Source organism: Pseudomonas sp. D1-36 (genome assembly GCF_051132205.1).
Taxonomy (GTDB): domain Bacteria; phylum Pseudomonadota; class Gammaproteobacteria; order Pseudomonadales; family Pseudomonadaceae; genus Aquipseudomonas.
In genome coordinates, this window is record NZ_CP071674.1 from 5,640,018 (window position 1) to 5,658,836 (window position 18,819).

An 18,819-nucleotide genomic window follows, 5' to 3' on the forward strand; every position below is an offset into this window, starting at 1 on the left:
CGATGCGCGCCCTGCTCCTGATATTCAGCTTGATGGTGTCCATGTCCTCCCCTGCTGCCGAAAAGCTGCAGGTTGTCACCAGCTTCAGCATCCTTGCCGACATGACCCAACAGGTCGGCGGCGAACACGTTCAGATCGTCAACATGGTCGGTCCCGACGCCGATGCACACACCTACGAGCCCACCCCAGACGATGCCAAGGCGCTGCTGAAAGCCAAGGTGATCATCAAGAATGGATTGGGCTTCGAGCCGTGGCTGGATCGCCTGGTCACCAGCACCGAAACCACCGCGCCGGTAATCAGTGCCAGCCGTGGCGTGATTCCACGTTCGTTGGACGAAGACGGGGAGACCATCCCAGACCCGCATGCGTGGCACAACCTTGCCAACGCCGTGCTCTACGTCGGCAACATCACGAAGGCATTGGAAGCAGCCGACCCGGCCAACAAGGCCGATTACGAACGTAACAGCCAGGCGTACCTGAAAAAGATCCATGCCCTACTCGCCGAAGCCAAGGCGAAGTTCACCGCTTTGCCACCCGGCAATCGCAAGATCGTCACTTCTCACGACGCCTTCGGTTATCTGGGCCAAGCCTACGGCATCGATTTCATGGCACCGCAAGGCTTGTCCACTGAACGCGAGCCATCGGCTGCCGAAGTGGCTGCCTTGATCACGCCAATCCGCCAGGCCAAAGTCAAAGCGGTGTTCATGGAAAACATCAAGGACGCACGCCTGCTCAAGCAAATTGCCGATGAAAGCGGCGCGCACATCGGCGGCACCTTGTACTCCGACGCCCTCGCCGCCAGCGGACCCGCGAGCACGTTTACCGGCCTGTTCGAGTACAACCTCAACACCCTGTACGAAGCGTTGAGCCAGCCCTGAAATCAAGCCCTCGGCTTGACCGTTCCGCAATCCTGCCCCAGCCACACGGCGCGGGTATCCAGGCTACCGTTCTGCTGGATGCCCGTGGCGTTGAACGTGCCATTGACCTTGGTGGTGAATTCGCGATCACTCTGGAAGGTCGCGATGCCGCTGCCCTGGGCTTTCGGACAACTGAAGCGAAACTTCCATTGGTTGCCGGTCCGCTCGGTGATCTGCTGCTTGCACCCTGACTGCGGATCCTGCAGCGGGATGTCGTTGGTCTGGACTTGCTCCGGCGTCAGGCATACCCGAATACCTTTACCACCCATGGTGATGCCTTGCTTTTCCAGCATCGCTCGCTGCTCGGGCGTCATCTGGTTCTGCAACTGGCCGAGGATCAATTGCAGGTCAGGCAGATTCTGGTTATCGACCTTCATGTTGCTTGTCGTCAGTTCCCACAGGCCCGGTTGAAGCGTCTGCGCATGAGCCGCTACAGGAACCGAGAAACCAATGGCCAAGGCCAAACCCAGCAGGCGAACTTTCATTGCAAAAACTCCAGAGGACAAGTGGCCGTTAGACGCTGCCGGCAAGCTTCGGTTCAGGCGAGCACAGGTGAATTAATTAGCGACATTCGCTGCGTAACATGGTCTGTTAAGCATTGAAACTTCAGGAGCACGGCTGCCCCATGGACTATTACGGCCCGCATGTTTTCGGTTACCTGATCGCGCTGCTCCACACCCTCGGTTCCATCGCCGCGGTCCATGCGGTACTCACCGTGCGAACCGCCCAAGGCTCGATCGCCTGGGCCCTGTCACTGGTGTTCATCCCTTATCTGACGCTTATTCCCTACCTGGTTTTTGGCCGCAGTACTTTCGACGGTTACATCAAGGCGCGACGACAGGCCAACGAAGAGATGCGCAAGGCGATCTCCGAGCTGAACTGGCGGCCTTGGGTCGAAGAGGCGCTCACAGCCCGCGCGTCTCACGCTTATGCTTCCTTGCGCGCCATGCCGAAGCTCGGACGCGCGCCTTGCCTGGCGAATAACCAGGTGCGGCTGCTGGTGGATGGCCACGCCACGTTCGAGGCGATTTTCCAGGCCATGGAAAGTGCGCGGGAAGCCATTCTGATCCAATTCTTCATCATCCATGACGACCGTCTCGGCCAACGCTTGCACGCGTTACTGTTGAAGAAAGCAGCCGAGGGCGTGGCGGTATACCTGCTTTATGACCGTATCGGCAGTCACTCCCTGCCCCACCGTTATGTCCAGGCACTGCGCGACGGCGGCGTCCATGTGAAAGCCTTTGCCACCCGCAGCGGTTGGTTGAACCGGTTCCAGGTCAACTTCCGCAACCATCGCAAGATCGTGGCCGTGGACGGCGTCCTGGGGTTTGTCGGTGGTCACAACGTGGGCGACGAATACCTGGGCGAAAAGCCTCCGTTGGCCCCATGGCGCGACACCCACGTCGAAGTGCGCGGCCCCGTGGTGGCGAGCATGCAGGAATCCTTTGCGGAAGACTGGTTCTGGGCCGCCCGTTCGTTGCCGCCATTGATCCTGCCGGACACCTATCCGGATGGCGGCGTGCTCTGCCAACTGCTGGCCAGCGGTCCGGCGGACGCGCAGGAAACCTGCTCGTTGTTTTTCGTCGAAGCGATCCACGCCGCAAACGAGCGAATCTGGATCACCACGCCCTACTTCATCCCTGACGAAGCGGTCTTTGCGGCGCTGCGCCTGGCCGTCTTGCGCGGCGTGGATGTGCGTATCCTGCTACCTTCGCGGCCCGATCATAAAATCGTCTACGCGGCGTCCAGCCTCTATGCATTCGAAGCGGTGCGGGCCGGCGTCCGGGTGTTTCGTTATGAGCCAGGATTCCTGCACCAGAAAGTCGTACTGATCGATCAGGAAATAAGCGCGATCGGCAGTGCGAACCTGGATAACCGTTCGTTTCGATTGAATTTCGAAGTCATGCTGCTGACCGTTGATATCGCGTTTGCCAGCGAAGTGGAGCAAATGCTCGAGAAGGATTTTGCCCAAGCCCACGAAGTGGCCAAACAAGAAAGCCGGGAGACCCACCGCCTGCAAAAAATCGGCATGCGAATCGCCCGGCTCATTTCGCCGATTCTTTAAGGCGTGTAGATGTCGTCGCGAGTCCAAGGCAATTCATGGCTGCCATCGGCATGGGCCTTGACCGCGAGAATCTGGTGCAGGTTTATCCAGCCCTTGGCGAACGCATAGGCGCAGCCCGCCAGATACAGCCGCCAGATTCGCAAGGCCTGCTCCGGCACTTCCCTGGACGCGGCTTCGAGGTTGTCCTCCAAACGCTCGCTCCAATGATCGAGGGTGCGCGCGTAGTGCATGCGCAGGCTTTCTACATCGACGATTTCCAACCCGGCTTCGCTGATTTCGGCAGAGATCATCGACAGATGCGGCAACTCACCATTGGGAAACACGTATTTCTCGATGAATTCGCCCGCCCCGCGCCCTACCGGACGGCCGTCGGTGTGCTTGGCGGTAATGCCGTGGTTCATCACCAAGCCACCTTCACGGACGGCACCGAACAGCGTCTTGCAGTACTGGGCCAGGTTGGCGTGCCCCACGTGTTCGAACATGCCGACACTGACCACTTTGTCAAAACGTCCATCCTGGGGCAGGTCCCGATAGTCCAGCAACTGCAGCTCCACCTGATCTTCTAGGCCTTCAGCCTTGACCCGCTCCCGAGCCAGGGCGAGCTGCGCCTTGCTCAGGGTAATGCCAAACACCTTGGCTCCGAATTCCCGCGCCGCGAAACGCGCCAACCCGCCCCAGCCACAGCCAACGTCCAACAGATAGTCTCCGGGTTGCAGGCGCAGCTTGCGGCACAAATGGCGGAATTTCGCTTGTTGCGCTTGTTCGAGGGTTTCGCTGCCGGTCTCGAAATAAGCGCATGAATACACCATGTCGCTGTCGAGCCAGAGCTGATAAAACGCATTGGACAGGTCGTAGTGATAGGAGATCGCCTTGGCGTCGGTTTCCTTGTCGTGGACAGTACGCACCGGCAAGTTGCTGTCGTCTTCGTCCACCAGGGCCTGGCTCAGCTCGTCACATACACGAATGACTTCATTGATAGAGCCTTCAAGCTCGAGTTTGCCTTCGACAAACGCTGCACCCAGTGCATCCAGGCTGGGGTGGGTGAATTGCGCGACCACTTGAGGGTCCTTGACCACAATCGTGACGCTGGGATCGGCACCGAGCGTGAACTCATGGCCATTCCAGAGCCGCAAACGAAGCGGTAGATGCAGATTCTGTAAGGCCGGCGGAAGTTTAGCGAGCATAAAAAATCCCCCCTTGTTTCAGACGTCTGAAATGAGGGTAGACCATGCTAGAAAAATAGCAGGCTATCGAATTTATAGCCTTTTTCTATCGCCCTGTTACCAGCTGTGTTTTAGCAGTGACTGCTGGCGAAGGAGTGCCCTCTCGTAAGTGACTGCGGGCGCCGCCAACAGTTCGCTCCAGCTCGCTCGTTAGATTCTCAACAGCGGTTCCTGGAACCGCAGCAGACGCCCAGCGTTTCCCAGCACCAACAGGGTGCTCAAGTTGTGCAGCAACGCGGCGATCATCGCACCCGCCGCGCCCAGCCAGCCAAATGCGGCGAAGGCAACGATAGCGAGCGTCCAGCCCAGGCCGATGATGACATTGACCTGCAACGTTCGTCGGCACTGCCGGCTCAACCGTACACAGGTTCCAAGGCGCCTCAGATCACTGCCAATCAGGACGATATCCGCCGACGCAAGCGCGATATCCGCCCCGCCGGCACCCATTGCGACCCCCACCACCCCGGCCTTCAGCGCCAGGGAATCATTGATCCCGTCACCCACCACCATCGGCCGGAAGCCGTGACCGATTTCGGCCATGACCCGTTTAAGTTTGTCTTCCGGCAAAGCCTGCGCTTGCAGATCATTGATACCAACCTGCTGCGCCAACGCAGTCGCCACGCTTTGGCGATCTCCGGTCAACAACAATTGGCGACCCAGGCCAAGCTCGCGCAACTCGGCCATGGCCGCCCGCGCTTCAGGTTTGACGCTGTCGGCCAGCAGCAACCAGGCGAGAAATTGCCCATCGAGGGCCAAGCCGGCGATTGGGCCGTCATGCTCGGGAATGGCCGGCGTCTCGATTCCCAGCCGGGCGAACAGCTCGGGACGACCAAGTGCGGCTTCGCCCCGTCCGGTCATGGCCACCACGCCCAGGCCCTGGCGTTCGTGTACATCGCTAAGCGGCAGATAATGTTGCGCAGCCACCTGCCCTGCCAGCGCGCGGCTGACCGGATGACTGCTGGCCGATCCGAGGCTGGCGGCCAAAGGCAGCAGCTCGGAGCGATCCGCCGAGACGCCTTGTATCGATTGCAGTTGCAATGTGCCGTAGGTCAAGGTTCCGGTCTTGTCGATGACCAGCGAGGTCAGGTCGGCCAGCTCCTCCAAGAAAGCCGAGCTGCGAATCAGGATCCCGTGGCGTGCAGCCACCGCAATCCCGGCAATGGCCGTTGCCGGCGCTGACAGCACCAAGGCGCAGGGACACGCCGCCACCAGGACCGCGAGCATCGCCTGGGCATCGTTCGTGACAAACCAGGTCACCGCCGCCAGCAGCAACACCAGCACCAGGTAACGACCGGCGTAGCGTTCGAGCAAGCGGGTAATCGGCGGCTTGGAACGCTCGGCGTTTTGCATCAGGGCAATGACCTTGCCCAGCGTCGACGCTTCGCCAATGCGCGTCACTTCCAGGCGCAGCAAACCGTCGAGGTTGATCGCGCCGCCAAACACATCCATCCCCGCGACCGCCTCCACGGGTACGGACTCGCCCGTGATGGGCGCGGTGTCGAGGCTCGCTTGCCCGGACAAGACTCGCCCGTCGGCAGGCACCCTGTCACCGGCGCGAACCTCCACCACATCGCCTGGTCGTAGCGTGCCGTTATCGACTTCGATGACCGAGCCGTCGGCCTGCACTTTGCGACCTTGGCTGCGGGTCAACTGGCCGAGGGCGTGGATGGCTTCCTGGGAGCCGATCACACTGCGTTCTTCCAGCACGTGACCGAAGATCATGATGATGGGCAACAGCGCGGCCGTCAGCAGATCGCCGGTGGCCCAGGCCCCAAGCATTGCCAAGGCGATGAGTTGATCCGTGATCCCATGCAAGCTCGGATACCGCAAGCTGTACCAGGCGGAACGCATTACCGGCACCGCTACCAGCAACGAGGCAGCACCCAACAACAACTGGCTGACACCGTTTTGCCCTGGCGACCAACCGCGCCATGCCAGGCCCAAGGCGAGCAGCCCGAGTGCGAGCATCGCCAAGGTCAGCTGCCGAGCGGCTGCACGCTGTTCGGCAGAAGACAACATCGGTGAGGCAGTGGCTTGAGCAGTCATTGCCCGGCTCCTTGGATAATCAAGCGGGAATCATCTTTCGGATCGACCGTGGTCACCGACCCGGCCCGACGCAGGATTTCAGGCATGCGTTCACGGTACAGCCGCCACGGCATCTGCGGATCGCTGCCCTGGGTCTTGGCCAAGCCGAACACCGAAGCGGTGTCGGACGACGCTTTGGCGAGCCGTTCGCCAGCCTGGGCATGGGCCACCTGCAAGGCCCGGTCGGCTTCCTGGCGGGCTGACTGGGTCTGTTTTTCCGCGTCGGTACGCGCGCTGGCGACAGCTTTGTCGGCCTGCTGGCTGGCGGTCAGTACTGCGTTGAAAGCCCCCACGGCAGGCCCGGGCAGGCTCGACTGCACGTCGACTCGCACCACTTCGATTCCCAACCCCTGCCCTGTCGCGGCAAGATCAGCGAGTCGCCGGTTGATACCTTGCACCAGATCGCCACGAAGGCGCTCCCGACGCTCCGCGGCCTGGCTATCGCTACCCAACAATTCGGGGCGAGCCACCAGGATCGTGTCCAGGTCCCGGGCTGCGGCAAGAGCCACGGCACTGCGGGTCGCCAACCGATCCAGGGCCGGCAAGACGTGCTCGCCTTGCAGGACAAACGCGTAAGGGTCGGTGACCTTGTAGAAAACCCGCACGTCCAGCTGCACCACGCCGGCGTCACCGGTCAATAAATAACCAGAACCCGCCAAGGCATCCGTCACTGGCGAAGCGAAGCTGGCCACTCGATCGGCCTGTAGCGCCGCATCCGAGCGGAGCAGATTTTCTACGCGGCGTTCCAGAACTCGATCCGCCGCCGGCAGTAGGATCACCTGTTCCACGGGACGAGGCCATGCCCATAAAAGTCCCGCGTTCTGGACACGATCCAGTGCGCCAAAGTGCAAAACCATCGCGCGGTCCTGCGGAGCAACCTGCCGCACGTTGGCGAACAACCAGGCCAACGCGGCAAGGACAGTGACCGCGTAAAGCGCAAGGAACGACAGGCGTCCGGCCTGAATCCATGGACTGGACAGCTCGTTTGTTCCACGTGGAACCAAACTCATGGCTGGGTCCCGCCCTTGGGTTCCAGTGAAGGGGGGCCGTCCACCAACACCCGGAATGGCGCCGCGTCTGTGCGCAGAATCAGCTTGGTGCCCGGGCTGACGATGGTCTCCAAGGTGTCCAGCGAGCGGAGCAGATTGTAAAGCTGGGGCGAACCCGCATAGGCCTTTCCATAGATCTGCGCCGCCTCCACGCGAGATTGTGCCTCTATCTCGGCAGCTTTGACGGTGGCGTCGGCTTGCATGATTCGCGCGTCACGTTCAGCCGCCGAACGAATTTGTGCTGCTTCACGCTTACCGATGGCGGTGCGCTCCGTGGCGATGGTTTCTCGTTCGGCACGCATGCGGTCCACGGTTGCGGTAAGCGTTACCGAAGGCAAAGTCAGGCGCTCGATGCCCACTTGCAAGACCCGCACACCATAGGTTGTCAGCAGTTGCTGCTCGATCTGTTGACGCAGTTGGGTTTCAAAATCGACGATGCGCACTTGGCTGGCATCGGTATTGACCAGATTCGCCAAATCGAAACTGGCGGCCGTGGTCTCCAGCGCCGAGCCGACAAACGTGCGTATTTGCCGTGCGGCTTCGTCTGGCTGGTTCTGCACTGCCCGCATGAAACGCTGCACATTTTCCGGGTCCGCTTGCACCTGCCACGTGACATAGGCCTGAACAATGATTCGCAGCCCATCGCGAGTACCGACATCCTGCAATCCGCTGGAGCTGGTACGTAACCGCAAATCCACCGGGACCGCTGCTTCGAATGGCGCCGGCCAGCGCCAGCCCAGGCCTGGTTCCAGCAGCACTCGCGCCGGGTTGCCAAAACGGGTGATAACGGTGGCCTCCCCCGAGCGCACTTGCACCAGGCTGGCAGCCGCTATGGCAAACACTACCAACAGCGTTGCCCAGCCCATGCGCCTCCAGGGAAACGGACCAGCCTGCTGCGGGTCGCCGTGGTGATGATGATGCCCGTGGTGATGACCAACATGGCCGTGATCGTGACCACCGTGGTCGTGATGGTCGTGAGACGAAGACTGGCTCAATGGGCAGCTCCTGGCAGGACAGGGTTACGTGGCGACGCAGGGTCCGCCGGCAGCGGGAAAGTGCGCAGATCCAGGGTCGGCGCGTTGCCGCTGCCGCCCACGCGATGATCGAGAATCAGCAGATTGGCCTTGTTCAGGCCATGGCTCAGTTGGCTGAAGTACTGCTCAAGGAGGAAGGCGTGGCCTGCCTTCGCATAGGCTTGGCGTTCGGCATCGAAGCGCAGGCCCGCGGCTTCGGCGGCGGCGTTGATTTCCCTCGCCGTGGCTTGGGCCTGGTCATAGGCGATGCTGGCTTGCAGTTGCGCCTGGTTGGTCTGTTCAGCCGCGGCGCCGCGCTCCCGGGCGATCAGTGCCTGCGCGCCGATCTGCGCCGCTTGCACACCGTGATAGGCATTCGCCGCGCCAGCCGGAGGATGGATCGCCTCGACCACTGTCGCAAGAATCTCAACGCCGCTGTCCAACGATTGCAAGTCAGCCTGCACCGCACGGCCGATCTCGTCGGCCAGGCTGACCCGGTCCGCGCCCAGCAAACCGTCCAGCGTGCGCGATGCGAATTCATGCACGAGGATGCGGCTGGCCGTGCTGCGGATCAGCGTTGGCACATCGGCACTGTTGTACGTCGCGGCAAGCGCTGCGGCATCCGTCAGGCCGATGCGATATACAAAGCGCACATCCATGTTGACGATCTCGAAGCTTTGTTTATCGGCACGCCGGCTGGCGATGACTTGGGATTTATCGTTCACATGCGTGGCGTCCCATAACCGATTGGCGTTGACCGGCGCCGGTCCTTCGGCCGGTTCCGCTTGCACAAGCGCGTTGCTATCGCCAACGCTGGTCGCCAATTCATGCACGACACCATTTTCCACTTTGAGCACCCTGCCCCACGGCCAAGGGAGGCCCCCATGCAGGCCTGGGCCAAGGACTTGCACCGGCTCGCCGAATCGCTCGTAGATCCCGCGCTCCTGCAACGCCACTTCATGCACGCCGGTGAGCGACCAGCCCACCAGCGCCACCAGCGCCAGCACAGGAAAGAAAGCCCGGCGCATATAGCTGAACGCCCAGATCTGACGCAGGTCGATGCCGAAACGGTTGTGCAACTCGTGCTGCAAGACCAGCAACGGTTGCGGCGGCCAGCGCAGCAGATCGGCGACAAAGCTGCGACCCATCAGCGTCGGCTCGAGGGAGTCGCGGCGCGGGCTGAATAAGGAGAGTATGGCGCGCAACAGCAGCTCCACCGCGACCAGCCCTGGCAACACCCCGATCAACACTCCCAGGCGCGTCGGCCAGATCGACGTATCGGCGGCGAACAGCAGGCACAATGCGCCAAGGACAAGCACGGCGATCGCCACCCGCGCGAGCTGTGCCAATGGCAAGGCTTCCGGCCACTCGATTGGCGGTTGCTGGGCCAGTTGGCGTTCAAACACCAGCAAGCTGAACGCCAGCAATAACGAAACCACCGCCCCGACACTCGCCGACACCCCAAGCGATGCAGCAGGCAAATCTAGATTCCAGGCTTGCTCAAGGCTCAGCAACGCCAGGAGCGCCCAACCGGAAAGCCACAACGCGGGCGCCCCGATTTGCTTCAGCAGACCGACCCAGCGGGCGCTGATCCCCTCGAGCATCCGCTCATACCAACCCGAGTCTTCAACCGGCTCAGTTATAACAGGTGCGTTGTCCACCGCAGGCGCCAGCGCCTCGCTGCGCCAACGCGTCACCCACCCGGCCGATTGCAGGCTCGCCAACAACACAACAAGGCCGGCGCTTTGGCTGACCAACAGGGCAGGCCACAAGGATTGCGGCGAGAACAATCCGATGAAAAACGCCACTACCAGGCCCAATCCCGCCAGGCCGGCCAGCGCCAACGCGATCCGCTTCAAGCGGCGTGTCTGGAGCGCAGCACGCTGAAAGCGCGGCCACTCGGCCACCCGTGCCCCTTCGATTTCTAGATCGACTTGCATGTCATCCCAGCGCATGTGGAAAAACCAAATTCAGGGCTGTGGATAAAAACCGCCACCGCTCCGCTACGTTCGTTACTTTATAACCGGTGCTGTGAAATTTCCGTGTTGAATTTTTCACGGCCAGCCCTGGTGACTTTAGCCTTGACCGTAATCTCTGGAAACGCTCATATTACGTGCATAATTTTTTGGACGAGGCGGGAGAACAGTGATGAGCGATTACGACGTGATCATTCTGGGCGGCGGTCCCGGCGGCTATAACGCCATTGGCCGCCGGCCTTACACACAAGGGCTGGGGCTGGAAAATGTCGGGTTGACGACCGACCCGCGTGGCCTGCTCGCCAACAAGCGCCACCGCACTGAGGCGCCCGGTGTCTGGGTGATCGGCGATGTCACGTCCGGGCCGATGCTCGCCCACAAGGCCGAAGACGAGGCCATGGCCTGCATCGAGCAGATTGCCGGCAAGGCCGGCGAGGTCAATTACGACCTGATCCCCAACGTGATCTATACCCGGCCGGAACTGGCCAGCGTCGGCAAGACCGAGGAACAGCTCAAGGCTGCGGGCCGCGCCTACAAAGTCGGGAAATTCCCTTTTACGGCCAACAGCCGGGCGAAGATCAATCACGAAACCGAAGGGTTCGCCAAAGTGTTGGCCGATGAGCACACCGACGAGATCCTCGGCGTGCATCTGGTTGGCCCAAGCGTCAGCGAAATGATTGGCGAATACTGCGTAGCGATGGAATTCGGCGCCTCGGCCGAAGACATCGCCCTGATCTGCCACCCTCACCCGACCCGCTCGGAGGCATTGCGCCAGGCGGCGATGAATGTGGAAGGAATGGCGACGCAGATGTAGCGCCGCATTCCTGTGGGAGCGAGCTTGCTCGCGATGGCGTCAGGTCAGTCTCATCCACACCTACTGACTCGGCCTCATCGCAAACAGGCTCGCCTCCACAATCAGCGCGCCGCCAACCGTGCCTTGCGCTGGCGACGGCTGATCAATGCCAGCCCAACGGCTACCACCAGCACTACGCTGCCCATTTGCACCCAGATTTTATAGGGCCGCAACGCCGAGCGAATCGGACTTAGCGCCTGCGTGACGTAGCGCTTGTCAGCCTTGTCAAAGTCCGGAAATGGACATAACTCCCCAAAAAGCCATCCCCATTCCACGTAAGGCCCTTCCTCTATATACCGCCGGTACAACGCTCCCTGCTCTTCAGGGCTTGAATTGTATCTCCATGCATAACACAGCACCGCTGCAAACGCCTGGCTGGTATGGGGTAGATTGTCCGCCGCCCGACTCGCCAATGCAGTGGCGACAAACCGATAGTGATATCGCTGGTCCGGTTCGGCTGCGCTGGCCTGTTGCCTTTGCACCTCGCCTTCAGACAATAAGGGGCCAACCTTCAGTTCCACTGGTTCAAAACTGTAGTTGCCTTCCAGACTGGCGTAATCCGGCGCCATCTCATAAGCGAGCAGCTGCATGCCCATGTCGCGCGCTACCGTGGACGCAAGGAAATACGCCTTGGCGCGTCCGGTCGGCCACCATTTGGACTCGGCATCCTTGCGCATTTGCCCGTAATATTCGGCACTTACCTGCAGCTGAACGCTGTCGAAATACGCCGGTGCTTCGTCGTAGCGCCCCTCGCGCAGCAGACGACGACCCAGCAGGTTACGCAGTTTCGCCGGCACCGACAGTTGTACATAATTGTCCCGCTCTTCCTGGCTCAATGGCGGCGGAGCCGTAACCTGGGCGTCTACGTATTGCTTGAGTTCATCGACCGTCAGCACGCGCTCGGCGACCGTCGCGGCGTCGTACCAATAATTGTTGCCGCCGCGATAAAGCTGATCGAACGCTTGCAGGTAATCACCACGCTGCAACGCTAGGATCGCGCTTTCACCTTCGACCCGGCACTTGGGCTGGACCGTCTCGTAGTCCCAGTCCGGCGTGCGCCGATCGCCCCAGGATTCCTCCTTCGGAAATGCCTGGGCGGCCTTGGCATAAGCCGCCGCCGCAGCAACCTTGTCTCCGTCGCGCAGGGCGAGTTTGGCGCGCACCCACCAGGCCAGCCCAGTGTCGGCGGCTTTATCCACGAAAGCCTTGGCGCCGGAGTAGTCGCCGTGTTGATAACTCACCGCAGCCAGGCGATCCGCATCGTCCAGGTTGCCCCGGGCGCTGGCCTGCAGCAACTTGACGAGTTGTTTCTCGCCGGATGGCTCTTCGCCGTCCCACCAGCCGACGCGGCTGAGCAAATACGCCGTCGCCAGGCGCTGGACGCCTTTGGTCTTGAGCAATTCCCTCAGGCGCTCGTCGGATTCGAGCTTCAGGCTACTCGCCAACTGCAACAACGAGCTGTAGCCGACCGGAGAACCCTGCAGGTTCTGGGTCGCGTACAGCCCGATGGCACTGTCCCAGTCATCGGCGGTATAGGCCACCCTGGCCTCCTCACCGAGACTGGCGACGCCCAGTTCCAACGGGTCGCTGAAACCGGCGACGCTCAACTCTCGGGCCTGGCGAAAGGCTTGGCGCGCCTGATCCCGCAAAATAGTGGGGTCGCCGCGACCGGCCTCGGTGCTCATGGCGAACAACGCGCGGCCCAGGGAATAGGCTGCCCAGGTGCTGCGCAGGCGGCGCTCGTCGGCGGGCAGCGCCAGCAATTGTTGGAATGATTCGGCGGCGCGCTGGTGATCGCCCGCGTTGAAAGCCGCCGCGCCCACGGCGTACAAGCGCAGCTCGGCGGGCAGGTTCGCCGCTTCGCTGGCGACCTGCTCAACATCGCCTACTGCTCGCAGCCGCTCTACCACCGCTTGTTGCGGTGGCGTCAGGCCGAGCTGTTCGGCTTTGTTGCGTTGTTCAACGTAGGAGGCCACATCGTCATAACTGTAGTCGGGGTTGCGCGTCGCATCCGTGGTTGGCTTCAACCCCGCAATGGCCTGACCGAGACGGCTGACCTCGAAACGAAAGCTGCCTTCGGGCAACTCCGCCAAGGATTGGGCCCGGTTATCCAGCAGGCGCATGGGGAACTCCGGTCCACAGGCCAGCGCCTGGCCCATGGGCAGGCTGAGGCTCAGGCATAGCAGGCGACGAGGCCACTTACGGGTAGACATTGAAACCTCCTTGGTCAATTTTTGTGCAGCGCGCCCAGCCGATCGCCCGTTGGGCACCGGCAGCCAGGCGACCTTCCTGAATGCGCGTGAAGGTAAGCACTCCGGGGGTTTGTTGCAATGCATAACCTGACAGGGCATCGACCCCGTCACATGCGCCCACCGCCAGCGTCAGCCGCTGGGGCCAAGGGCTGTCGAGATTGCCCTGGTTCACCAGCCAGATATCGTAGAGGCCGTCCTGCTCGTCAATGCGCACCGCCATACGACTGTGGAGCCTGTCGCCACGGGCCACCGCGCCAAGGGTGGCCAGGCTCCATGCCCGTCGATCTCCCGGCAGCGGTAACCGAAACCAGACGATCCCGGCCAGGTGCCCAGGCGGTTCGGCGCGCAGCTTTGCCGTCAGGTCGGCGACCTGTTGTGGATCGGCCCGCAATTCCCGGCGTTCGCCGCCCCGGTCGATAGGCACTTCGCTTTCCACCACGGGCGCACCGTTTTCCTGGGTCAGCAGCGCGACACCATACGCCGGCAAGGCCAAATAGAACGGCCGCGCGGTGATCTCGCCCCAGCGTTCGGCCCAACGCCTGGCCTGTTGCGCATCGAACAGACCTTGGCGAGGATCGCTGACCGCATGGACCTGCAAGACGCTACTGTCCACGGTCGCCAACAATTCAGGCAACTCGGGGCTATCGAGCCAGGCCGGCAGCGCCGTGATGCTGAGCTGTAGCGTGGTGGGTAAGGTTTGTCGCAACCGGGTGAGAAAGGTCCGGTAAGCCGGTAGCCGCGCAGTGCCCGCATCGTGATCGATTTCCACACCCTTCGGCACCAGGCCCTGGGCCCGCCACTGGGCCAGCAACTGTTGGATCTGTGCGATTACATCGTCCTGGTCCAGAGATCTGAGCTGGCCGTCCAGACGGATCACCGCAACCAGCGGTCGGCCGTCAGCCTTGAGCAATGCGGGGTCAATACGCGCACGGCTCCAGCCGGCTCCCGGAAACGCCTGCAACGCCAACACCCGCAAGCTGGAAAAATCGCCGTGGCTTTGGCGCAGCGCGCCTTCGTGGGCCGGCGTCCACTGGCGTTGCCAGACATAGAGCTGTTGATCAAGGACGGCAGGCGCGGGCTGGTCACAGCCGCTCAGGAACAACGCGGCGAAGACCAGCGCCAGCCTGTGGATAAAAGTCATGAAACGCAGCCAACCGAGAAAGGTTGGCAGATTAACCCTTCCAGGTTCCTTCAGAAACCGCTGGCGGGGGCATTGCCCCCGCCATAACCGGCTAGGCGCTCAGACTTCTGTCTGCAATCCCGCAGCCGTACGCGGCATCCCGACGAAGCCAGGCAGGGCTTCGATCCGCGCCAGCCATGCGCGCACATGGGGATAGTCTTGCAACGAAACATTACCCTCGGGCGCGTGGGCGATGTAGCTGTAACTGGCGATGTCGGCAATGGTCGGGGCGTCGCCGACCAGATAGGCGCTGTTGCCCAGGGCTTGGTCGATGACTTTGAGCAGGCTGTGGGCACGGGCGATCACCTCTTCGGCATTATGAGAGGCACCGAACACCGTGATCAGCCGCGCCGTGGCCGGTCCGGCATGCAGTGGCCCGGCGGCTACCGACAACCAGCGCTGGACGCGAGCGGCGCCGACCGGGTCCGTTGGCAGCCAACGGCCCTGGCCGTACTTGTTTGCCAGGTACACCAGGATCGCGTTGGAGTCAGCCAATACCACGCCGTTGTCATCAATGGCCGGCACCTGGCCAAACGGGTTGATCGCCAGGAAATCCGCTTGTTTGTGCGCGCCCTTGGCCAGGTCGACAAAGCTGATCTCCACAGGCAGATCGAGTAACGAGAGCATCAGCTGCACACGGTGGGCGTGGCCCGAGAGTGGAAAGTGATAGAGCTTGATAGGGTTCATGGTCGACTCCGCTCAGAGATGACGCCATCAGCAGAACGGCGTCGATGGCCCATCTTCTGCCCAAGCCCGACGCTGTGGAATCACCTGCAAACGCAATCCATTATTTCTGCTGGCGAAACAATGCGTCAGCCTTTCAAGGCCGGGTGTTCTCGCAACGCGCCGACCATGAAGTCGACAAAGCTGCGCACCCGCGCCGACGCATTGCGCCCGCCCTGATACACCACGTGGATCGGCAGGGGCGGCAGCTCGAATTCCTCCAGGACGATTTCCAGCTCACCGGCAGCCAGGTTGCCGGCCACTTGGTAAGACAGCACCCGCGTCATCCCCAAGCCTTGGCACGCCGCAGTGATGGCGGCCTGATTGGCCGTCACCACCAGCCGCGGCGCGGGCCGGACGGACAATGGCTGGCCGGCCTCGACAAAGGTCCAGTTCTTGATCTGGCCGATCGCCGATGAAGACACCACCGGCATCCGCTCGAGGTCTTGAGGGTGCCGCGGACGGTCGTGGCGGGCAAAGAAATCCGGGGAGCCACACACCACCCGCCGCACCTCACCGACACGTACGGCGTGCAGGCTGCTGTCGGGCAGCTCGCCGATGCGCACGGCCACGTCTATGCCCTCCTCCACCATGCTGACGGTGCGATCGAGCAGCAAGGCGTTGACGCAGACCTCGCAGAAGCGACCCAGATAATCCACCAGCAATGGCGTGACAAACAGCTGTCCGAACAGCACGGGTGCCGTGATGGTCAATTGCCCGCGGGGTTGGGCGTGACTGCCCGCGGCGGAATCCTCGGCTTCCTGCAGGTCGCCCAGGATCCGCCGGCTGTCATCGAGAAAGCGCTGGCCGGCTTCACTCAGGTAGACGTTGCGTGTAGTCCGTACCAACAACGGCGTACCGATGCGTTGCTCCAACGCCGCCACTGCGCGCGTCACGCTGGCCGCCGACAAACCCAGGCGTCGCGCAGCCGATGAGAATCCCGACTCCTGGGCCACGGCGACAAACACCTGCATTTCCTGGAACCTGTCCATCCATCCTCCGATGAGAAATCCTGATACAAGTTTTGTACACGCCGAAAAGCCGCGCCGGACGCCATTGTAGGGGGCTTGGCAAGCGAACCGTAGCCAGCCGCGAGGCCATAGGCCAACAATGGCTACTGGGCTTGATACCATCCAGCACACTGTTATGAAAAACTCATGACCATTAGATGAAATCTTGTGGGAGCGAGCCGCTCCCACAAGGTGTGTGTGATTGGTTAGACCCGAAGGCCGTTTTCCGTGAATATTGTCCACCGACCCCTGACTCATCCCCTCGCGCGCCTCATCGCCTTGGCGGGATGCGTCCTCTTGGTCCCCATGGGGCTGCGCGTCGCATTGGGCTGGTCCGACCCGCTGGGCTATCTCTCGGATATCGCCATTGGCACCCTGCTGGTCGTCCTGCTCTATCGGCGTCCATGGTGGTTGGCCTTGCCCGTGTTGCTGGCATGGTGTGTATTGACGCTCACCAGTATCGAGCTGGTCAACGCGGTCGGGCGGATGCCAACGCCTGCGGACATCCAGTACCTGACCGACCCACAATTCGTCGAGAACTCCAGCAGCGGCGGCTTCGCGCATCCCTGGCTCGCGGCAGTCATGTTGACAGCCCTGGTGCTTTGCCTGGCCGTCCAGTGGGCCAATCGAAGCCGCCAGGCCCCGCCCTTGCCGCGCCACGCCTGGGCCATGCCGACAATGCTGTTGCTGGCCCATGCCGGCGTTCAAAGCTGGCGCCCCAGCGAGGCGGATCAGTGGAACCTGTTCAACCTGCCCCACCAGCTCATGACCGCCAGCGTCGCCGCCGGGCAAGAACATCTGGAGCAGTGGCTGGCAGGCAACACGCCGGAACCGCTTCCCCCCATGGAAGGGCTGACCCGGCTGGACCTGGAGGGGCAAAAGCTGCTTGCCGCCCCGGGCCGCGCGCGCAATGTGCTGATCATCGCCCTGGAAGGCATTCCGGGTGCCTATCTGGAAACCAACCGCCAGGCTTTGCAAAGCAGCTATCACGCGAATCTGATGCCGCGCCTCAGCGCCTGGTCGGAGCGCGGGATGAACACGCCCGACTATGTGCTGCACAGCCACCAGACCATCCGTGGCCTGTACGCAATGCTGTGCGGGGATTACGACAAACTCGACAACGGCACGCCCAAGGGCGTCGAGATGCTGAACCAGACCCAGCGCAACCAGGCCTGCCTGCCCGCCCAGTTGCGCAAGCACGGATTCTCCACCCACTTCCTGCAAGGTGCCGGGCTGCGGTTCATGGCCAAGGACCGGATCATGCCGCATATCGGCTTCGATACGACCCTGGGCATGGAGTGGTTCACTCGACCGGCTTACCTGGGGTTTCCCTGGGGCAAGGATGACAAGACCTTTTTCGAAGGCGCGCTGGATTACGTCGGGCAACTGCAACAAGCGGACAAGCCGTGGATGCTCACCCTGCTGACGGTAGGCACGCACCAACCCTACTCGGCACCGGACGATTATCTGGAGCGCTACGACACCGCCAAGCAGGCGGCCGTGGGCTATCTGGACGACGCGCTGGACGTCTTCCTGACGAGCCTTGAACACCAGGGAATTCTGGACAACACCCTGGTGGTCATCACCTCGGACGAGTCCCATGGCATCGACGACGTGCGCCTGGCATCGTCCTGGGGTTTCAACCTGACTCTGGCACCAGAGCCCTTGCCGGCAATCAAGCAAGGGGTGCATGGCCATGTCGACCTGACCGCTTCGGTGCTCGATTACTTCGGTTTCGACGTGCCAACGTCCCTGTCCGGCCGCTCGATGTTCAGGCACTACGCGACAGGCCGGGAAATCATGTCGTTCACCAACGGCAAGCTGCGCTATCACGATGGCAAGGGCACCTTCACCGAATGCGATTTCCTGCAACGTTGCCGTGACTACAAGAGCGAGGGTTTCATCGCCGATCGCGCCACTTACGCCGGGCAATACAGCGGCCAGCGCGCCCGGCTGATCGCCGCGCGGGCCACCGCCCTGGACCAAACGCTGCTGGCGACGCCCCTGAACCAGCATTTCCAGTTTGGCAGTAACGAAAAAATCCCGCTGCCCGCCCAGGTTTCCAACGATTGGACCGACAACCTGATCGGCGCCCAATACCTGGAAATGCCCAAGGGCACCCGCACACGCGTCAGCCTGACCATTCGCGCGGTGGACACTGACCACGCCGCATACATTTCACTCAAGGCCAAGGAATTCGAGCAGGACGTGCCGATGGACTTGCCCACCGACGTGGCGGTTACCATGGATCAACCGCTGGTGATGGACATCCATTTCGACAACCCGCAACCGCGCAAGGCGTTCTCTTTCCACTTGCTGGGTCATGGTGTGGGCGCTATCGAAATCAGCGACTTCAGCGTTGTGACCGAGCTGCCCGACCAGACCGACCAACCGGAATATCTGGATGACATGCAGGACGACAGCGAGGCGCAGTCCAGCTGAAAGCAAAAACGCGCAGCCGCTGGGGGGCGGT

The 18,819-nt window shown here is 61.9% G+C and carries 13 protein-coding genes and 1 pseudogene; 4 read left to right on the plus strand and 10 right to left on the minus strand.

Translation table 11 applies throughout. The features are described from left to right. Window positions 1-2 precede the first annotated feature (2 nt). Window positions 3-878 carry a metal ABC transporter substrate-binding protein gene (locus J3P76_RS25405; protein ID WP_434701371.1) on the plus strand — a complete coding sequence of 292 codons (876 nt, stop codon included), beginning with the start codon at window positions 3-5 and terminating at the stop codon, window positions 876-878. A gap of 2 nt (window positions 879-880) precedes the next feature. On the opposite strand, the gene J3P76_RS25410 is transcribed toward J3P76_RS25405, so the two are convergent. Then, window positions 881-1,402 carry a DUF3617 domain-containing protein gene (locus tag J3P76_RS25410; RefSeq protein WP_434701372.1) on the minus strand — a complete coding sequence of 174 codons (522 nt, stop codon included), beginning with the start codon at window positions 1,400-1,402 and terminating at the stop codon, window positions 881-883. Window positions 1,403-1,542: 140 nt separating this feature from the next. Between J3P76_RS25410 and cls the strand changes: the two genes are divergently transcribed. After that, window positions 1,543-2,982, plus strand: coding sequence for a cardiolipin synthase (cls, locus tag J3P76_RS25415; RefSeq protein WP_434701373.1), 1,440 nt, complete (start codon window positions 1,543-1,545; stop codon window positions 2,980-2,982). On the opposite strand, the gene cfaB is transcribed toward cls, so the two are convergent. The 5 genes from cfaB to hflK (J3P76_RS25440) form a co-directional block, all read right to left on the minus strand. Next, window positions 2,979-4,166, minus strand: a complete 1,188-nt coding sequence (gene cfaB, locus J3P76_RS25420; protein ID WP_434701375.1) for a C17 cyclopropane fatty acid synthase CfaB — start codon at window positions 4,164-4,166, stop codon at window positions 2,979-2,981. The two genes, cls and cfaB, sit on opposite strands and share 4 nt — an antisense overlap. 189 nt (window positions 4,167-4,355) lie before the next feature. After that, window positions 4,356-6,251 carry a cation-translocating P-type ATPase gene (locus tag J3P76_RS25425; RefSeq protein ID WP_434701376.1) on the minus strand — a complete coding sequence of 632 codons (1,896 nt, stop codon included), beginning with the start codon at window positions 6,249-6,251 and terminating at the stop codon, window positions 4,356-4,358. After that, window positions 6,248-7,300: a protease modulator HflK gene (hflK, locus tag J3P76_RS25430; protein WP_434701377.1), complete on the minus strand. Its 1,053-nt coding sequence runs from the start codon at window positions 7,298-7,300 to the stop codon at window positions 6,248-6,250. Before hflK (J3P76_RS25430) ends, J3P76_RS25425 begins: the two co-directional genes overlap by 4 nt. Continuing rightward, window positions 7,297-8,334 (minus strand): protease modulator HflC, encoded by a 1,038-nt coding sequence (gene hflC / locus J3P76_RS25435; protein ID WP_434561524.1) that lies wholly within the window; start codon window positions 8,332-8,334, stop codon window positions 7,297-7,299. The genes hflK (J3P76_RS25430) and hflC overlap by 4 nt, the downstream gene beginning before the upstream one ends. Beyond that, entirely contained in the window at window positions 8,331-10,292 is a 1,962-nt protein-coding gene (gene hflK, locus J3P76_RS25440; RefSeq protein WP_434702055.1) for a protease modulator HflK, read from the minus strand. Before hflK (J3P76_RS25440) ends, hflC begins: the two co-directional genes overlap by 4 nt. Before the next feature lie 259 nt (window positions 10,293-10,551). Here hflK (J3P76_RS25440) and J3P76_RS25445 point away from each other — a divergent pair. Then, a pseudogene (locus J3P76_RS25445) lies at window positions 10,552-11,142 on the plus strand (FAD-dependent oxidoreductase); the annotation flags it as partial. Between the two features lie 101 nt (window positions 11,143-11,243). Here J3P76_RS25445 and J3P76_RS25450 read toward each other — a convergent pair. From J3P76_RS25450 to J3P76_RS25465, 4 genes are all read right to left on the minus strand, one after another. After that, window positions 11,244-13,394, minus strand: a complete 2,151-nt coding sequence (locus tag J3P76_RS25450; protein WP_434701378.1) for a hypothetical protein — start codon at window positions 13,392-13,394, stop codon at window positions 11,244-11,246. Then, window positions 13,381-14,574: a DUF3142 domain-containing protein gene (locus tag J3P76_RS25455; protein ID WP_434701379.1), complete on the minus strand. Its 1,194-nt coding sequence runs from the start codon at window positions 14,572-14,574 to the stop codon at window positions 13,381-13,383. The genes J3P76_RS25450 and J3P76_RS25455 overlap by 14 nt, the downstream gene beginning before the upstream one ends. A gap of 99 nt (window positions 14,575-14,673) precedes the next feature. Continuing rightward, window positions 14,674-15,300, minus strand: coding sequence for a glutathione S-transferase family protein (locus tag J3P76_RS25460; RefSeq protein ID WP_420766078.1), 627 nt, complete (start codon window positions 15,298-15,300; stop codon window positions 14,674-14,676). Between the two features lie 125 nt (window positions 15,301-15,425). Then, window positions 15,426-16,328 (minus strand): LysR family transcriptional regulator, encoded by a 903-nt coding sequence (locus J3P76_RS25465; protein WP_420766077.1) that lies wholly within the window; start codon window positions 16,326-16,328, stop codon window positions 15,426-15,428. Between the two features lie 246 nt (window positions 16,329-16,574). Here J3P76_RS25465 and J3P76_RS25470 point away from each other — a divergent pair, with 246 nt between their 5' ends. Beyond that, window positions 16,575-18,788, plus strand: a complete 2,214-nt coding sequence (locus J3P76_RS25470; RefSeq protein ID WP_434701380.1) for an LTA synthase family protein — start codon at window positions 16,575-16,577, stop codon at window positions 18,786-18,788. The last annotated feature ends 31 nt before the right edge of the window (window positions 18,789-18,819 follow it).